A 16872-nucleotide genomic window follows, 5' to 3' on the forward strand; every position below is an offset into this window, starting at 1 on the left:
GGTCGCCTGCGGCCGGTCATCAGAGCCGACTCCACGGTCAATCCCCTCGACCGTGGAGTCGGCTTTTGTCGTGGCCGCCCGCCATCGGTACCTCTCACCCATGCGCGATGGGTAACGTGAGGTACCTATCGGGGTAGGAGGTGGCCGGCATGTCGCGACCGCTCGGTGGCGCCGCATTTCACCGGGCGTGGCCGCACATCCACGGTGAAGCCCTGCCCCGATTCGTCTGGGGCCCGCACCGGTCGACGGACGTCCGCGAACTCGGCGAGCTGCCCCGGACCCAACGGTCGAAGATGTCGCGGCGGGCGACGGCGGCCGCCGCGATCGCCCTGGTCGGGACGAACTGCGCCATCGGCATCGAGACGTTTCTACTGGTACAACTCGCCTACAGCGGCAGCCAACTCACCTTCGACGAAACCGTCGGCGCCCCCAATTTCCCGGCCGTGCTGACCGGCATCATCGTCGGCACCATCACCAACGTCGTGTTCGGTGTCCTGCTCATCAAGCCGCAACTGGAGTGGTTCGTCAGCGGCGTGCCCGCCGACCACGAACGCCGCGCCGCCATCCAGCACATTCCCCGTAATCAGGTCATCGCGACCATCACCGCCTGGGCGACCGCGGTGGGTTCCTACGCCTTGGTCGCCGACGATCCGCGGTCGACGCGAACGGCCGGTGTCGCCGTGGCCTTTCTGCTCGCGGCGATGTCGAGTTCGTGCATCACCTACCTGTTCGCCGAGCGGGCCGCCCGCCCGCTGGCGGTCGTCGCCTTCCGCGATTTCCCGGCGCGACACGTCGTCCACGGTGTCCGGACCAGGATGATCGCGGTCTGGCTGGTGAGCTCGGCTGTCCCGATGATCGGTCTGCTCATGCTCAACGTCGGGCGATGGCTGGACATGATCCCGCCGGTGACCGGCCGGGTCGATTGGACGATCGTCATCCTCGGCATCGTCGCGCTGGTTGCGGGCATCCGGGTGATCACCCTCGTCGGCCGGTCCATCGCCGATCCTCTCGGCGATCTGCACGATGCGGTGGACCGGGTGGACCAGTCGGACTACGCCGCCCGGGTGCCGGTGTACGACTCGTCGGAGTTGGGAGTACTCCAACACGGGTTCAACACGATGGTGGCCGGACTGCAGGAGCGCGAGCGGATGCGCGAACTGTTCGCTCGCCACGTCGGCGACACCGTTGCCGCACAGGCACTCGAACACGGCACCGGCATGCGGGGCGTCAACGCGACGGTCGGGGTCCTCTTCGTCGACATCATCGACTCCACCGGAATCGCCGCCCGACAGGACCCGCAGGCCACAGCGGACCTGCTCAACGACTTCTTCACCATCGTCGCCGAGGTGGTCGACGACCACCGTGGCTTCGTCAACAAGTTCGAAGGGGATTCCGCGCTCGCGATCTTCGGCGCGCCCGTGGAACTCGACAATCCCGCCACATCGGTGCTCGCAGCCGCACGGGAGTTGTCGTCGCGTCTGTCGGCGGAACTCGACATCGGTTGGGGGATGGGCATCTCGTTCGGCACCGTCTTCGCCGGCAACATCGGTGCGGAAACGCGCTACGAGTACACGGTGATCGGCGACGCGGTGAACGAGAGCGCACGGCTGTCCGATCTGGCCAAGCAGTCGGGCACGGTGGTGATGGCCAGTGGCGCGGCGCTCGCGGCGACCGTGGAAACCGAGGCGGCCGAATGGGTGCCGGTGGGGACGCGACTGCTTCGGGGTCGCCACACGCCGACCGAGGTCTTTGCGCCGCGCTCGATGGTCGCTCGACGCGTGCCAGGGATCTCGATGGGCGCTATGGTCGCCGGTCTGCTGCGTCCGGCGAGGCGTATGACAGGCCAATCGTGACGTGTCGTTGACTCCAGTAGTGGCAGGCCATAGCGTCGCTGTCGGGAGCGATCACTCGAAGACACGTCTGTCGGCCGCGGGTGAAACGAGCAGGGGAGAGCGCAGATGAGCAACTGGACGACGTCGGACATCCCGGATCAGACCGGACGGCGAATCGTGATCACCGGGGCCAACAGCGGTCTGGGGGCAGAGACCGCGAAGGCGTTGGGGAAGGCGGGCGCGTCGGTTGTCCTCGCGTGCCGCAACGTGGCCAAGGCGCAGCCGGTCGCGACCGAGATCGGTCCGAATGCGACTGTCGCGCAATTGGATCTGGCCGACCTCGAATCGGTCCGGGCGTTTGCGGGCAATTTCGACCGCGCCGACGTGCTGATCAACAACGCCGGTGTCATGGCGATCCCGTTGCGGCGCACCGCGCAGGGATTCGAGATGCAGATCGGCACAAATCATCTCGGCCATTTCGCGCTCACCGCGCTGCTGCTGCCGAAGATCGCCGAGCGGATCGTCACGGTGTCGTCGTCGATGCATCAGATCGGCCGGATCGACCTCGGCGACCTGAACTGGGAGAAGCGGAAGTACCGCCGCTGGCGCGCGTACGGCGATGCCAAGATGGCCAATCTGATGTTCGGTAAGGAACTGGCCGAGCGGCTCGCGGCCGCGGGCTCGACGGTTTCCTCGATGATCGTCCATCCGGGCTACGCCGCGACCGAACTGCAGGGACGCTCGGAGTCTTTCGAAGACGTCTTCATGAAGTTCGCGAACAAGGTGTTCGCGCAGTCGGCCGCCGACGGCGCTCTCCCGACGCTGTACGCGGCCACCTCACCCGATGCGGCGAACGGGGCCTTCTACGGCCCGACGGAGATGTTCGGTGCCCATGGATCGCCGGGGATCTCGAGCTACCACAAGCGGGCCGACGACAAAGCGGTTCGTGAAGGGTTGTGGACGGTGTCGGAGAAGTTGACCGACACCACCTACACGTTCTGATCGGCTACCGGGCCGGTTCGGCTACTGGACGTCGAACGTGATGGAGTTCGACGCTCCCGAGATCGTGTCGGTGACGCTGATCGAGTAGGAGCCCGGGGTCCGCAGCATGAACGACTTCACCGAGGTGCAGTCCTCGGTCTTGGTCAGCTGGGCCTTCTTCGGGATCTTCGGCCCGGACAGCCGGATGTCCATCTTGCATTCGTTTCCGTCGACGACGGGTCCGGCGTCGATGGTCGAGTTGTAACGCACGCCGAGCTGCGAGTTCTTGGGATAGACCCCAGGGCTGATCGCGGTCGCCTTGGGCGCGTACACCCAGACGTTGATCGACTTGACGCCGTTGGGCGCATCGTCGCGGCCCAGTTTGCCGTAGTGCTTCGGCTTGTTGTCCGACGAGCCCAGTGCTGAACTGCCGGCGTTGAGCAGGTCTGAACTCCCCGAACCGGAGCTGCCGGAATCGGCACTCCCGCTACTTCCGAAGAGGCTGTCGAGCGGTCCTGCGGCGGCGGGTGAGGCGACACCGGCGCCGACGGCGGCGACTGCTGCGGTGGCCATCAGGGCGGCGGCAACGGACTTACGGAACATGACTCTCACTTCGGCGCCGGGGACGTGGGCAACGCCCCCGATTCAACCATGCCGGGTGAGTTTGCCTCGGTCGGGTGCCGTCCCGGTGGGGGGCCGCCGTCACCACACTCCGGGCGGGCGGAACTGGATGCTGATCCGCGGGCCGACTCCGGCGACCTTCGGCACCGCGTGCTCCCAGGTTCGTTGGCAGCTGCCGCCCATCACGAGGAGGTCGCCGGGCCCGACGACGAATCGCAGCGCCGCGCCACCGCCACGCGGCCGCAGCATCAACGGGCGCGGTGACCCCAGCGAGACGATCGCGACCATCGTGTCCTCATTCGACCCGCGGCCGATCCGATCACCGTGCCAGGCGACGCTGTCGGAGCCGTCGCGATACAGGCACAGGCCGGCGGTCGCGAATCCTTCCGGCAGCTCGGTGCGGTAGCGGCGGCTGAGGCTGTCCCGCGCAGCGACGAGCAGTGGATCGGGAAACTCGTCCGCCGTGTGGTAGGTCGCCACGAGCCGAGGGACGTCGACGACGCGGTCGTACATCCGGCGCCGCTCCGCCCGCCATGCCGCGCCCGTGTGCAGCCGGTCGAACAGCTGGTCGGAGCCGGCGATCCACCCCGGGCGGACGTCGACCCACGCCCCGTCGGTCAGCGGCCGTCGGATGGTGGCGTCGAGGTCGCGCAGCTCGATCGCCGAGTCGGCCGGCTGGTCGAACAGCGACCCCTGGATGCCCGTACTCATGACGACCAGGATACCCATTCTCGCGAACACATGTTCGATGTTCTTCGTCGCCGTCGCGGCCCCCGGAGTTCTTCGCCACAACCGGCCGGTCGGAAGTGGCACTCCGTCGGAATAGTTGTTATCCAGTAACAAGTGGTAGTCACTAACACTTTCTGTTGTTGCGTCGTCTGACTCGACACCGAACCCGAAGGGGAGGCCATGGCGTCGTTCTTGTTCCGGGTCGGAAGGTTCTCCTTCCGGCACAAGTGGTGGGTGATCGCGACGTGGCTGCTGGCTGCCGTCGCCATCGCCGGTCTCGTCGGGGCGCTCAACCCCAAGTTCGCGAAGGACTTCAGCCTCCCCGGCACGGACTCGGGTACGGCGACCTCACAGATCCAGGACTACTTCCCCCAGGTCATGGAGCAGCAGAAGCAGGCCTCGACCAGTGTTCTGGTCGCTGCCGATGACGGTCTCGCGGCACACAAACCGCAGATCGATGCGCTGGTCGCCGACCTGCACAGGCTGCCCGAGCTCACCGATCCCGCCACGGTGGTCAATCCGCTCACGGTGGCCGCCGCCAAACCCGAGCTGGCCGCGTCGGTGATCGGCGACGAGGGCAAGGTCGGCCTCATCCAGATCCGGCAGAACATCGACATCATGGATCTGACCGTCGATCAGAAACAGCAGTTGCAGGACCTGCTCGCCGACCATCGCGACGGCGGACTCCAGGTGGAGGCGACAGGCTCACTCATGCAGGTCCAGGAGGCCGGCGGCAAGGCCGAGTTGATCGGCTTCGCGGTCGCATTCGTGGTGATGATCGTCGCGTTCGGCGCGCTGGTGGCCGCCTTCATCCCGCTCGTGACCGGACTTCTCGGCGTGATGATCACGATCATGCTGCTGACACTCTCCGCCGAGTTCCTGAGCATCAACGAGACCGCCACCGGCATCGTCACGATGCTGGGGATCGCGGTGTCGATCGACTACGCGCTGTTCATCGTGTCGCGGTATCGCAGTGAGACCAAACGTGGGGGCAGTCGGGCAGACGCGGCCGGCCGGGCGGTCGGTACGGCCGGTTCGGCAGTCGTCTTCGCCGGGCTCACGGTGATCATCGCCGTCGTGGCCCTGATGGTCATCGGCATCCCTCTGATCACCCAGATGGGCATGGGTGCGGCGGTTGCCGTCGCGGTCGCCGTGCTCGCGGCATTGACCCTCATCCCCGCCCTGCTCGGGGCGGTCGGGCGGTTCGCCTTCAGCCCGCGCATCCCGTGGATCAAGCACGCCGAGGAATCCGACACCGCCGACACCGTCGGTGTGAAGTTCGGGCGCACCGTGGTCAAGCGGCCGGTGCCGTTCATCGTGGCCGGACTCGCGGTGCTGGTGTTGGCCGCCATCCCGATGTCGAAGCTCGAGCTGGGCATGTCGCTGGCCACCGATGACGAGGCACAGGCGCAGACCCTGCTGCAGCGCGGCTTCGGCGAGGGCATCAACGGACCGCTGCTCGTGGTGCTGCACACCGAGAACGGGGACGTCTCGGCGGCTGCGCAGCAGGCCGTCGATCACATCGCCGGTCTCGACGACGTCGCCAACGCCAATTCGCTGACCTGGGTCGGCAATGGAGCGCAGCAGCCGCAGGTGGGCGCGAACACCGCCCTGATCTCGGTCACCCCACGGAGCGCACCGTCGGATACGGCGACGCATGACCTCATGGAGCAGATCCGTTCCTATGCACCGACGGCCGAGGCCGCGGGTGTGGAACTACACGTCGGTGGGCAGACGGCGATCATGTCGGATCTGTCGTCCAAGCTCGACAAGGCACTGATCCCGTATCTGGTGGTCGTCGTCGGCCTCGCATTCCTGATCATGATCGGCGTGTTCCGATCGATCTGGGTGCCGCTGATCGGCACCTTGGGCTTCATCTTCTCGGTGCTCGCGACGTTCGGTGTCACGGTGGCGATCTTCCAGGAGGGCGCACTCGGGCTGATCGACAACACCCAGCCCATCCTGTCGTTCCTGCCGATCTTCCTGATCGGCGTCGTGTTCGGTCTCGCGATGGATTATCAGGTGTTCCTCGTGACCCGTATGCGGGAGGAATACATCCACGGGATGTCGGCGAAGGATGCGATCATCGCCGGTTACCGGCATGGTGCCCGCGTGGTGACCTCTGCCGCGATCATCATGATCAGTGTGTTCGCCGCGTTCATGCTCGCGCCGGACACGACCTCGAAGATGATCGGATTCGCCCTGGCGGTCGCGGTCGCGTTCGACGCCTTCATCATCCGGATGATGGTGGTGCCCGGGATCATCGCTTTGCTGGGTGACCGCGCCTGGGGTCTGCCGAAGTGGTTGGATCGACTCGTGCTGGACTTCGACATCGAGGGGGGCGCAGTCCGTGACCGCGGATTGGAGCCCACCGAGGGTGGGTCGGGGTCGCGAGAACCGGTCGCGTCGGCGACCTGATCCGAGGAGGTCGAAACCGTGGCCACACCGACGACGTCTCCGGGCGCCTGCCCGGGGCGTCGCATCGGTTTGCGGGAGAAGAACAAGATGCGTACCCGCAAGGCGATCCGCGACGCGGCGATGAGGCTGTTCGCCGATGAGGGCTATGCGCAGACCACCGTCGAGCAGATCGCGCGCGAGGCCGAGGTCTCCCACACCACCTTCTTCCGGTACTTCTCCTCCAAGGAACAGGTGGTCATCTCCGACGACCTCGACGAGGTTCGCAAAGAGGCGATCGCATCGATCCAGCCCGGGCTCGGGCACTTCGACCTGCTCCGGCGGCTGCTGACCGAACTGTATGCGGTCGGCTCCGCGGACGAGTGGGCCAGCAGCCCCCAACGAGCGCGGCTCATCCGATCGGAACCGGTGCTGCGCACCGCGTATCAGATCGAGTCGGATCGAGCGATCTCGGAGGCCACCGATTTCTTCGCCGACTACATCGGCAGAGACGTCGACGATCTGCGGCTGCGGGTGTTCATCGCCGCGGCCGGAGGAGTGATGTTCCACTTCGCCCAGTCCGAGACTGACCTCGCGGGCGACGATCTGTTGACCACCCTGCTCCAAGCGATCGATCTGCTCGAGCAGGGACTACCACTGTGAATCGAAAGGAACTCCGCCATGGGGCGTCTCGACAACAAGGTTGCCTTCATCACGGGCGTGGCGCGCGGACAGGGGCGCGCGCACGCTGTTCGGCTCGCCGGTGAGGGAGCACAGATCGTCGGTGTGGATCTCGCCGGGCCGTTACCCGGGGTGCCGTACGACTCCGCCACGCCGGCCGATCTCGACGAGACCCGCAGGCTGATCGAGGAGCAGGGCCCCAAGGCGTACCTCCAGCGGTGCGACGTCCGTGATCTCGATGCGCTGAAATCTGCTGTCGACGAGGGTGTCTCACGATTCGGTGGGATCGATGTGGTGGTCGCGAACGCAGGCATCTGCATTCCGGAGACCTGGGACGAGGTCACCCCGACCAGCTTCCGCGACACCATCGACATCAACGTGATCGGCGCCTGGAACACGGTCACCGCGACCGCGCATCACCTGATCGAACGTGGTGGGGGATCGGTCGTGCTGATCAGCTCGCTGGCCGGTAAGAAGCTGCAGCCGTTCATGGTTCACTACACCACCAGCAAGCATGCGATGGTCGGTATGACGCGCGCGTTCGCCGCGGAGCTGGGCAACCACAACATCCGGGTGAACAGCGTGCATCCGGGTGCCGTGGCCACGCCGATGGGTTCGGGTCAGATGGTCGAGCGGATCGAACAGACGAACGCGGCGAATCCGCGGCTCGCGGGCATGGGCATGACGTTCCTCAACCAGTTCGTCGCCGAGGCCCAGGAGATCTCGAACGTGGTGGCGTTCCTGGCGTCCGACGAGTCGAAGTTCATCACGGCCGAACACATCTCGGTCGACGGTGGCGCCCAGTACTTCTGATCGCGGAGCACCGCCGAGGTGACCGGTGTCAACGCCGTCGCCCTCGGCCGGTCGTCATCCGGCCCCGCGTGATCACGATCCCGACGTGGTCCCCGGGCGTGAGCCAGCCCGGTAACGTCGGGCCGTCACAGTTCACCGTGACCCGCGCGGGCCGGAAGGCGCCGACGAGTCGTGCTGTCCCGCAGAGGAAGTGCTCGGCTCCGCCTGGGCGACTGATCGGCTGGGCGAAACCGAGCGCGCCGGAGAGCGGGAGCGGAGGTGAGAGCCGAGCGGGTCGGACGTCGGCGGTCACCGACCAGTTGTCACCTGCGACGGCGCTGCCGCGGGTGACATCGCCGGTGAATTTCGCGAGCACCTTCGGCAGCAGCCAATGGCAACGCCCACCATGGACCGATCGTTCGGAGTCGACCGCGATGAACGGCACCTGCAGCCGCGGCAGCGCGCCGAAGCGGCGTGACGGCGCGAGCAGGACGGGACTGGCGAGGACCTCGCGGTAAGGGCCGACCGGAGACTCCAGGTAGTCGACCATCATGCCGACCGTCATCGGCAGCGTCGGCCGGTCTCCGATCGTGAGAGCCTCGGCATCCGGTGTGCTGCGGTGCCACCACAGACAGGCCCGGACCGTCGCGGGCCAGGGTGCCGGCGGGCTGACCGGCCAGTCGTCACGATCAGTACGGGATTCGGCGACACTCCACATGGTCACTCCAGGTTTCTTGCGTGCGGTCGAGGATATGGTCGTCGGCGTCGAAGACCGACATCATGCGCCGATACGTCCGGGTGAAGGTCGGCCACATGACCGAATTGCGTCCAGATGAGTCGAAGTACCAACTCGCGCAACCGCCGGTGTTCCAGACGGTGCCGCGCAATTCGTCGTCGAGGTCGGCGTTGTAGCGGTCCTGCGCAGCGGCGCTGACCTCCACGGTGTCGTATCCGTGATCGCGCAGATGGCGAATCGTCGTGCTCGCGTAGTGCGCCTGCGGTTCCAGCATGAGCGCGATGGAGCTGTGGCCGAGATTGGTGTTGGGTCCGTAGAGGAGGAACAGGTTGGGGAAACCGTGGACGGACACGCCGCGATACGCGTTCGGTGAACCCGCCCAGCAGTCGGCGAGCGAGATCCCGCCACGCCCGCGAATGTGTTTCGCGAGGGGAGGTTCGGTCGGGGTGAACCCGGTCGCGAGAATCACTGTGTCCACGGGGTGGATCCGGCCGTCGGCATCGACCGCGCCCTTCTCGTCGAGCGCGGTGATCGCGCCGGTCACCGTGACATTGGGGCACTGCAGGGCCGGGAACCACTTGTTGGTCAGCAGCATGCGTTTGCAGCCGATCGTGTAGTCGGGGGTGAGCCGTCGGCGCAGCGTGCGGTTGCGAACCTGGATGCGTAACTGCGCCTTGGCGATCGCGGTGGCGATGGGCAGCAGCTGAGGCCGACGTGCCATGAGGATCACATAGAGCTCGCGGTAGTGGTACACAACGCGCCGCATCAGCCGGTGTACCGCCGGGAAGCGGCGGTAGATGCTTTTCTCGGCGCGACTGATACGACGGTCCAGCCGTGGCACCACCCACGCGGGGGTGCGCTGGAAGAGGGTCAGATGTTCGACGTCGTCGACGATCTCGGGAACGATCTGTACCGACGACGCGCCGCTGCCGACCACGGCGACCCGCCGACCTGTGAGGTCGTGGCCGTGGTCCCAGTGCGCGCTGTGGAAGACCGTGCCGCCGAAGTCGGCCAAGCCCGGCAGGTCCGGGGTGCCGGGTTCGGAGAGCGCTCCCGGTGCCGTCACCAGAAATCGGCACCGGACGGTGCCCTGTTGGGTGACGACGACCCAGTCGGATTGCGTTGCATCCCATTCGGCATCGATCAACGCGCAGTCGTAGTGGATATGGGCCGCATGGTCACCGGCGACCTTCACGAGATAGTCGCGGATCTCGTGCCGGCGGCCGTAGCTGTGTGACCAGTCGGGGTTGGGTGCAAACGACAGGGAGTACAGCGACGTCGGCACATCACATGCCGCGCCCGGGTAGTCGTTGTCCCGCCATACCCCGCCGGCTCCGGATGCGCGCTCGATCGCCACGATGCGGAGATCGGGATGGTCGTCGCGCAGGCGGTGCAGCGCTGCCAGACCGCCGAAACCGACGCCGACGACGAGGATGTCGACACGAGCGGGGAGATTCGTGGTGTTCTCACTCATCGTTCGTCAGCAAGCCTTTCCAACTGGTGAGCAGCCGTGTCATGAGAGCGTCGTCGGTCTCGGGGCTGCGCAGGATGCGCGACACCGCGAGACCGCGTGCCAGTTCGACCGTCAAAAGGATCTGTTCGGGGGTGTATCGAGTGCCGAACAGTTCGGTGCTGCCGGTGATCAGCGCGTCGGATACCTTCTGTTCCAGCGGAATCATCGCCGCCCGCAGGGTCGGGTCGGTGCGCGCGGCCACCCACAATTCGAGGGCGGCATCGAACAGGCGTCCGCCGAACGCCTCGAAGATCACCGAGATGTCCTCGTCTCCGGTTCGTGGCCGGGTGAGGATCTCGCTCATCCGCTGTTCGACGAGGTGCCCGACGGCCGCCACCACCAGCGATTCACGAGTGGGAAAGTGGTGCAGCAGGGCCCCGCGCGATACCCCCGCCCGACGGTTCACCTCCTGCGTCGTCGTCCGCGCGTAACCGAGTTCGACGAGTGCGTCGATCGTTGCGTCCAACACTCTCGCCTGCGTGGCGGCCGTGCGCTGGGCCTGTGTGCGCGGCCCTTCGCCGGGATCGTCCGTCATGGCGTGAGCGTAGCCGGGAAAGAAGAAACAGTCCAGACTGCTTTTTACTTTCGATGAGGAGGCTGTACGGCGTACGCACGATCGGATAGCGTTCGACCTGCTCGGACGTTCGGCCAGGGAGGGAATCGATGGCATCTGCACGGCGGCACAGGGGAACCCGTGGGATCGCGATGTCGGTGGTGGCCCTCACCGCCGCGGTGGCCTCGGCGGTAGGGGCCGGTCCGGCATCGGCGCAGGGGTGCCCGCAGGTGTCGGTGAGAACCCTGGCGCCGACTCCCGGCGCCACCGGTTGGTCGGAGAATGTGACCTTCGACGCCGGGGGCAACCTCTGGGTGTCACGATCGTTCGACAACATCGTCGAACGGTTCGATCGCGCCGGCCGCCGCACCGCCCGGGTGCACGTCGTCGCCCCGGGTTCGATTCGGCCCGGACCCGACGGCTTGCTCTATGTCGCCTCGGGCGACACTGCGGTCAACATGCTTCCCGGCGCTCCCCGCACGGGGCGGATACTTCGGATGCCCACGGACGCACAGCATCCGCGGCCGAGCGTGTTCGCGGCAGGATTGGGCATGCCCAACGGCATGACCTTCGACGATGCCGGACGGCTCTACGTGGCCGACGGCAGGCTCGGTGTTCTGCGCGTCGATCGCGACGGGACGATCGACGACGAATGGTCGCGCTCGGCGCCCCACAACCTCGCGCCCTCGGCTGTGGTGAACGGCACGGGTACGAACGGCATCGTCGCGCTGGACGGCAACCTGTACGTCACGCTCACCGTGAGTGCCACCGGCCGTGTTCTGCGCGTTCCCATCGCCGATCCGTCCGCGGCCTCGGTCGCGGCGGACGTGACGTCGCCGCTTCCGGGGCTGCTCGACGACCTGGCCGTACTCGACCACCGGACCCTGGCCGTCACGTCGACGACCGGCACGATCGCGATCGTGAACGTGCCCACCGGCTCGGTGTGTTCGTCCGCGGTGGGTCAGCCGGTGACGTCGGTTGCGATGCGACCAAACCGCCCCGATGAGCTCGTCGCGGGCACCGAGAGTGGCGCCGTGCTGCGGATCGCGCTGCGTCGCTGACTGCCCGTCGTCTGGCCGGCGCGCCTGAACCGGACAATTCGCCCCTGCTATTGAGTCAAACGACTGAAACATGTTTCAATGGCCGGGACCCGCGAGCAAGCGCGGCGGGTCACGAGGACGACAATGTCGAGGGGGACACTGACGTGATTGCACGTCGATCGTTTCTCGGTGGGGTTGCGGCGGCGGGGGTGGCCGCCGCAACCGTCCCGAGAATGGGGGCCGGACTGGCCAATGCGGCACCGGGCAAACGAGTTCGGGTGACGCGCGAAGATCACCGGGTGGTGGTGATCGGATCGGGTTTCGGTGGTGGTGTCACCGCGCTGCGGCTGGCCGAGGCGGGCGTACCGGTGGTGGTGCTGGAGCGGGGGCGCCGATGGCGAACCGGCCCGAACGCCACGACCTTCCCGAGTCCGACCAATCCCGACAAGCGCATGCTCTGGTATCGGTCGGCGCCCGAGTTGTTCGGTCGCCCTGTTGCTTTCGACCCGTACGTCGGGTTGGTGGAGGCAGTCGTCGGCGAGAACATGACGGCCCTGTGTGCCGCCGGTGTCGGCGGCGGGTCGCTGGTCTACCAGGGCATGACGCTCAAGCCGGCCGAAGACGTTTTCAATACCCAGCTGCCCGAACGGCTCGACTGGGCGACGATGAACCGCGTGCACTACCCGCGGGTGGCACGGATGCTCCAGTTGGAGACCGCGCCGGACCGGTTGATCAACACGCCGCAGTATCGCGCGGTGAGAACCTTTGCGCGCCATGCCCGTGCGGCCGGTCTGCCCGTGTCGAAGATCCCGATGCCGATCGACTGGAACTACGCGATCGCCGAGATCGAGGGCAAGATGAAGCCGTCGTACACCGACGGGTCGGGTGCGATGGGGGTGAACAACGGTGGAAAGCATTCCGTCGACGTCACCTACCTCGCCGCAGCCGAGCGTACCGGGCTCGTCGACGTGCGCCCGCAACACGAGGTCATCGATGTCGCGCGCGCCCGGGACGGGCGATGGACCGTGCACGTCGACCGCATCGACAGCGACGGAACGACATTGGAGCGCAAGATCCTCACGACCGGCGCCCTGATCATGGCGGCGGGCAGCCTGAACACGACCAAGCTGCTTGTGCGTGCGTCGGCGCGTGGACTCATCAGCGACCTGCCCGACGGTCTCGGCGCGGGCTGGGGAACCAACGCCGACCGGATCTATGTCTGGTCCGATCCGTCCGGTGGATTCGGCGCCGTGCAAGGCGGTCCGGTCGTGTACGGCAGCCTGAACTGGTCGAATCCGTCACTGGCCCATACGGTCATCCAGGCGTCCATCCCGTCGTTCGGGGTCGATGCGCACTCCACGATGATGGTCGGCTACGGGGTCAGCGACGCGCGGGGGCACTTCACCTACGATTCGGGCGCCGGCGAGGCCAAACTGTGGTGGCCGCACGAGGGGGACGCCCGCATCCAGACCAAGGCGATACATCCGACGGCGTCGGCGATCGTCGGTCCGAGCGGAGTGCTCACCGACACCAATGCGGTCTTCCCGTCGACGTGGCACGCGCTGGGCGGCGCGAACATGGGACCGGTCTGCGATCTGGAAGGACGGGTGCACGGCCAGCGGGGCCTCTACGTGCTCGACGGCGCGTTGATCCCGGGCAATGCCGCAGCCTGTAACCCGTCGATGACGATCGCGGCGGTCGCCGAGCGTGCTCTCGACAGCATCGTGGCCAAGGACGTCGGCACGATCATCTAGTCTCCCGCGTCACCGGCGCGAGCCACAGGGCGACGAGGACGTCGACCAGTTGATCGCTGATCTCGGCCCACGAACAATTGGCCTCTCCGGTCGCCACGGCCCGCTCGAAGTCGGCGATCGTGAGGACGATCATGTTGCGCGCCATGGTGTCCCGGTTGTCCAGGATCGGCCCCGGGAGCGGCGGGACTGACGAATAGAGGCCGGTGAGCACAGCCATCAGCCCTTCGGATGCGGTGGCCTGTTCGTAGAGCAGTGGGCCGTAACCCGGGTCCGTGCTGACCTGCGCGCAGAAGCGGGCAAAGTAGGTCGGCGTGCCGAGGGCGCCCAGATAGTCGTTCTGAGGTTGGACGAGGCAGGCGATCCAGTCGCGCAGTGCGGGATCGGGTCCCAGTGCCTGGATCATCTCGTGGCGCAGCGGTTCGATGAGGGCGTTGTGGTGGTCCAGAATGGCACGCACCAATTCGAGTCGCCCGCCGAAGTGGTATCCGACGGCGAAGTTGTTGCCCTGTCCGGCCGCTTCGCTGATATGCCGGTTGGAGACCGTCGAGATGCCCTCTTCGGCGAACAGGCGTTCGGCGGTGGTGAGCAGAAGGTGGCGTGTCGTTGCCACCTGGTCGCTGCGGCCCCTGGCCATCGTGCTCGTTCCTCCACCTGTCGCCGGCACGACCGGCCGGACCACCTCATCCTAGTCGTGCCGGAGTCGGCCGAGCAGCGTCGCTCGACGGGTAGCGTGGGCCCATGCGATTCGGTCTCTTCATTCCGCAGGGTTGGCGTCTGGACCTCACCGGAATCCCGCCCGCCGACCAGTGGTCGGTGATGTCGTCCGTGGCTCGACGGGCCGAGGACACCGGCTGGGACTCGATCTGGGTCTACGACCACTTCCACACGGTTCCGCTACCGACCGACGAGGCCACGCACGAGGCGTGGACGCTCGTGTCGGCGTTCGCGGCCACCACCTCCCGGGTGGACATCGGGCAGATGTGTACGGCGATGAGCTACCGCAATCCGATGTATCTGGCCAAGGTGGCGGCCACTGCGGATCTCATTTCCGGCGGCCGGGTGCAGATGGGCATCGGCGGCGGTTGGTACGAACACGAGTGGCGCGCCTACGGTTACGGATTCCCGTCAGCAGGGGAGCGGCTGGCCCGGCTGAACGAGGGCGTGCAGATCATGAAGCAGGCGTGGGAGTCCGGGCGCGCCACGTTCGACGGCGCCCACTATTCCGTCGACGGTGCGATCTGCGCGCCGCAGCCGGTGGCCGGTCGAATCCCACTCTGGATCGCCGGCGGGGGAGAACGCAAGACCCTGCGGATCGCGGCCGAGTTCGCCGACTACACGAACTTCGACGGCACCCCGGAGGGTTTCGCGCACAAGTCGTCGGTACTGCAAGAGCACTGCGCCGACCTCGGCCGCGACTATGACTCGATCGTGCGGTCGGCAAACTACAACGTCGTGATCGCAGAGACCGAGGACGAGGTGCAACGGCGGCTCGACGATCTCGAGGCACGACTCGCGCAATCGGTCCCCGCGGAGGCCGCCAAGGCCACGATGGGCGCCTTCCGCGGGATGCCCGCGGTGGGAACGCCGGCACAGGTCGTTGCGAACCTCACCGCGATGGCCGACCTCGGCATGTCCTACGGGATCTTCTACTTCCCCGACATCGCTCGCGACACCGGCACCCTGGATCTGTTCGTCAACGAGGTGATGCCGGCACTGCGCTGACAGCTGGTCGGTGAATTGAGCCCACAGTCCCCGCTCGCGCAGCAGTCCACCCCGCCCGGTCCCTGAGGAGCCTGCGAACCGCCGCAACTCGGTCTCTGGGGCTGTGAGGAGCGTGCGAGCGGCCGCAAACTCGGTCCCTGGCTGTGAGGAGCCTGCGAGCCTGCGAACCGCCGCAAACTCGGTCCCTGAGGAGCCTCCGAGCTTGCGAGGATGCGTCACGAAGGGCAGCCCTTCGCGACGCTCGCACGCTCGTTCCCCGGGGGTCGGTGTGGCCGCCTCAAGCCGTTGGGAAGTCGCCGACCGCTTCGGGTCAGGAGTGATGCAATCGCCGAAGTCGTTGCGCGGCTTCGGCGATCACGTCGTCGCGTTTGCTGAACGCGAAGCGGACCAGGTGGCGCCAGGGTTCGACGTCGTCGACGAAGGCGCTGACCGGGACCGCGGCCACACCGACGCGTTCGGGCAGGGCACGGCAGAATGCGACGCCGTCGTCGAACCCGAGTGGGCGCGGATCCGCGCACACGAAGTAGCTCGCCTCGCTCCGGTGCACGCCGAACCCCGCATCCCGTAGGGCGGCGGAGAGCAGGTCACGCTTGCGCTCCAGCGCGGCAGCCGAGTTACGGACCCAGTCCATCTCGGCGTCGAGAGCACCTGCCACCGCCGGTTGGAAGGGTCCGGACCCGACATAGGACATGAACTGTTTGGCCGACCGCGCGGCCGCGACGAGGTCGGACGGACCGCTGACCCATCCGACCTTCCAGCCGGTGCAGTTGAACGTCTTGGCGGCGCTCGAGATGCGCAGGGTACGGTCGCGCATACCCGGGAATGTCGCCAGCGGCCGGTGTGTCCGGCCGTCGAACAACAGGTGCTCGTACACCTCGTCGGTCACTGCGATCACGTCGTGTTCGACACACAGCCGGGCGATCTCGGCCAGATCGTCGTCGGACAACACGGTTCCGGTGGGGTTGTGCGGCGAGTTGACCAGGATCAGGGCGGTGGCCGGGCCGAACGCCTCGGCCAGACGCGACCGGTCCAGACGGAATCCGTCGCCATCGGGAATCAGTGGCACGGTGCGGCGGATGCCGCCCGCCATCGCGACGGTGGCCGCATACGAGTCGTAGTAGGGCTCGATCATCACGACTTCCCGACCGGGTTCCACCAGTCCGACCACCGAACCGGCGATCGCCTCGGTCGCCCCGACGGTGATCAGCACCTCGGTGTCGGGGTCGTAGTCGAGTCCATAGTGATTGCTCTGGTGGCGGGTCACCGCCTGCCGCAGCTCGGGCACGCCGATCCCGGGTGGGTACTGGTTGTGTCCTTCGGCGATGGCCCGCTGCGCGGCCTCGAGCATCGATTCCGGACCGTCGGTGTCGGGGAACCCTTGTCCCAGGTTGACCGCGTGATGCTCGACGGCGAGCGCGGACATCTCGGCGAAGATCGTGGTGCCGAAAGGGCGGAGGCGAGATACGGTGCGCACGGCCTCAAGGCTGACATATTCGTCGGTCATCCGGCAGAAGACACCGCCCG

15 protein-coding genes are annotated in these 16872 nt (G+C 66.8%); 8 read left to right on the forward strand and 7 right to left on the reverse strand.

The genetic code is table 11. The annotated features are described in order from the left end of the window. Positions 1-149 precede the first annotated feature (149 nt). On the forward strand, positions 150-1853 hold the full coding sequence (locus ACVT6V_RS10210; RefSeq protein ID WP_489899691.1) for an adenylate/guanylate cyclase domain-containing protein: 1704 nt from the start codon (positions 150-152) through the stop codon (positions 1851-1853). Between the two features lie 105 nt (positions 1854-1958). Beyond that, positions 1959-2834: an oxidoreductase gene (locus ACVT6V_RS10215; protein ID WP_489899692.1), complete on the forward strand. Its 876-nt coding sequence runs from the start codon at positions 1959-1961 to the stop codon at positions 2832-2834. Between the two features lie 21 nt (positions 2835-2855). Here ACVT6V_RS10215 and ACVT6V_RS10220 read toward each other — a convergent pair whose 3' ends face one another. Together ACVT6V_RS10220 and ACVT6V_RS10225 are read right to left on the reverse strand one after the other, a co-directional pair. After that, positions 2856-3416, reverse strand: coding sequence for a hypothetical protein (locus tag ACVT6V_RS10220; RefSeq protein ID WP_489899693.1), 561 nt, complete (start codon positions 3414-3416; stop codon positions 2856-2858). Positions 3417-3515: 99 nt separating this feature from the next. Then, positions 3516-4145, reverse strand: a complete 630-nt coding sequence (locus ACVT6V_RS10225; protein ID WP_489899694.1) for an alpha-ketoglutarate-dependent dioxygenase AlkB — start codon at positions 4143-4145, stop codon at positions 3516-3518. A 198-nt stretch (positions 4146-4343) separates the two neighbouring features. Here ACVT6V_RS10225 and ACVT6V_RS10230 point away from each other — a divergent pair, with 198 nt between their 5' ends. Genes ACVT6V_RS10230 through ACVT6V_RS10240 form a run of 3 tightly spaced genes read left to right on the forward strand, consistent with a single transcriptional unit; the run spans position 4344 to position 8051 of the window. Then, positions 4344-6581, forward strand: a complete 2238-nt coding sequence (locus ACVT6V_RS10230) for an MMPL family transporter (protein WP_489899695.1) — start codon at positions 4344-4346, stop codon at positions 6579-6581. Positions 6582-6599: 18 nt separating this feature from the next. Continuing rightward, positions 6600-7220 (forward strand): TetR family transcriptional regulator, encoded by a 621-nt coding sequence (locus tag ACVT6V_RS10235; RefSeq protein WP_489899696.1) that lies wholly within the window; start codon positions 6600-6602, stop codon positions 7218-7220. Between the two features lie 18 nt (positions 7221-7238). Continuing rightward, the gene (locus tag ACVT6V_RS10240; RefSeq protein WP_489899697.1) at positions 7239-8051 is read left to right on the forward strand and encodes a mycofactocin-coupled SDR family oxidoreductase; all 813 of its coding nucleotides are present in this window, start codon (positions 7239-7241) and stop codon (positions 8049-8051) included. A 28-nt stretch (positions 8052-8079) separates the two neighbouring features. On the opposite strand, the gene ACVT6V_RS10245 is transcribed toward ACVT6V_RS10240, so the two are convergent. From ACVT6V_RS10245 to ACVT6V_RS10255, 3 genes are read right to left on the reverse strand one after another with little or no spacing between them, the layout of a single operon-like run. Continuing rightward, the gene (locus ACVT6V_RS10245) at positions 8080-8748 is read right to left on the reverse strand and encodes an acetoacetate decarboxylase family protein (protein ID WP_489900770.1); all 669 of its coding nucleotides are present in this window, start codon (positions 8746-8748) and stop codon (positions 8080-8082) included. After that, positions 8720-10240 carry a flavin-containing monooxygenase gene (locus tag ACVT6V_RS10250; RefSeq protein WP_489899698.1) on the reverse strand — a complete coding sequence of 507 codons (1521 nt, stop codon included), beginning with the start codon at positions 10238-10240 and terminating at the stop codon, positions 8720-8722. Before ACVT6V_RS10250 ends, ACVT6V_RS10245 begins: the two co-directional genes overlap by 29 nt. Then, positions 10233-10814, reverse strand: coding sequence for a TetR/AcrR family transcriptional regulator (locus tag ACVT6V_RS10255; RefSeq protein ID WP_489899699.1), 582 nt, complete (start codon positions 10812-10814; stop codon positions 10233-10235). Before ACVT6V_RS10255 ends, ACVT6V_RS10250 begins: the two co-directional genes overlap by 8 nt. Before the next feature lie 128 nt (positions 10815-10942). On the opposite strand from ACVT6V_RS10255, the gene ACVT6V_RS10260 reads away from it, so the two are divergent. Together ACVT6V_RS10260 and ACVT6V_RS10265 are read left to right on the forward strand one after the other, a co-directional pair. Beyond that, entirely contained in the window at positions 10943-11893 is a 951-nt protein-coding gene (locus ACVT6V_RS10260; RefSeq protein WP_489899700.1) for an SMP-30/gluconolactonase/LRE family protein, read from the forward strand. Positions 11894-12036: 143 nt separating this feature from the next. Further along, positions 12037-13626: a GMC oxidoreductase gene (locus tag ACVT6V_RS10265; RefSeq protein ID WP_489899702.1), complete on the forward strand. Its 1590-nt coding sequence runs from the start codon at positions 12037-12039 to the stop codon at positions 13624-13626. Here ACVT6V_RS10265 and ACVT6V_RS10270 read toward each other — a convergent pair. Beyond that, complete coding sequence (locus tag ACVT6V_RS10270) at positions 13619-14260, reverse strand: TetR/AcrR family transcriptional regulator (protein ID WP_489899703.1); 642 nt, start codon at positions 14258-14260, stop codon at positions 13619-13621. The two genes, ACVT6V_RS10265 and ACVT6V_RS10270, sit on opposite strands and share 8 nt — an antisense overlap. 104 nt (positions 14261-14364) lie before the next feature. On the opposite strand from ACVT6V_RS10270, the gene ACVT6V_RS10275 reads away from it, so the two are divergent. After that, complete coding sequence (locus ACVT6V_RS10275; protein ID WP_489899704.1) at positions 14365-15348, forward strand: LLM class F420-dependent oxidoreductase; 984 nt, start codon at positions 14365-14367, stop codon at positions 15346-15348. 310 nt (positions 15349-15658) lie between these two features. Here ACVT6V_RS10275 and ACVT6V_RS10280 read toward each other — a convergent pair whose 3' ends face one another. Next, complete coding sequence (locus ACVT6V_RS10280; protein WP_489899705.1) at positions 15659-16822, reverse strand: pyridoxal phosphate-dependent aminotransferase; 1164 nt, start codon at positions 16820-16822, stop codon at positions 15659-15661. Between the last annotated feature and the right edge of the window lie 50 nt (positions 16823-16872).

This window comes from Gordonia sp. LMA167 (assembly GCF_058130025.1).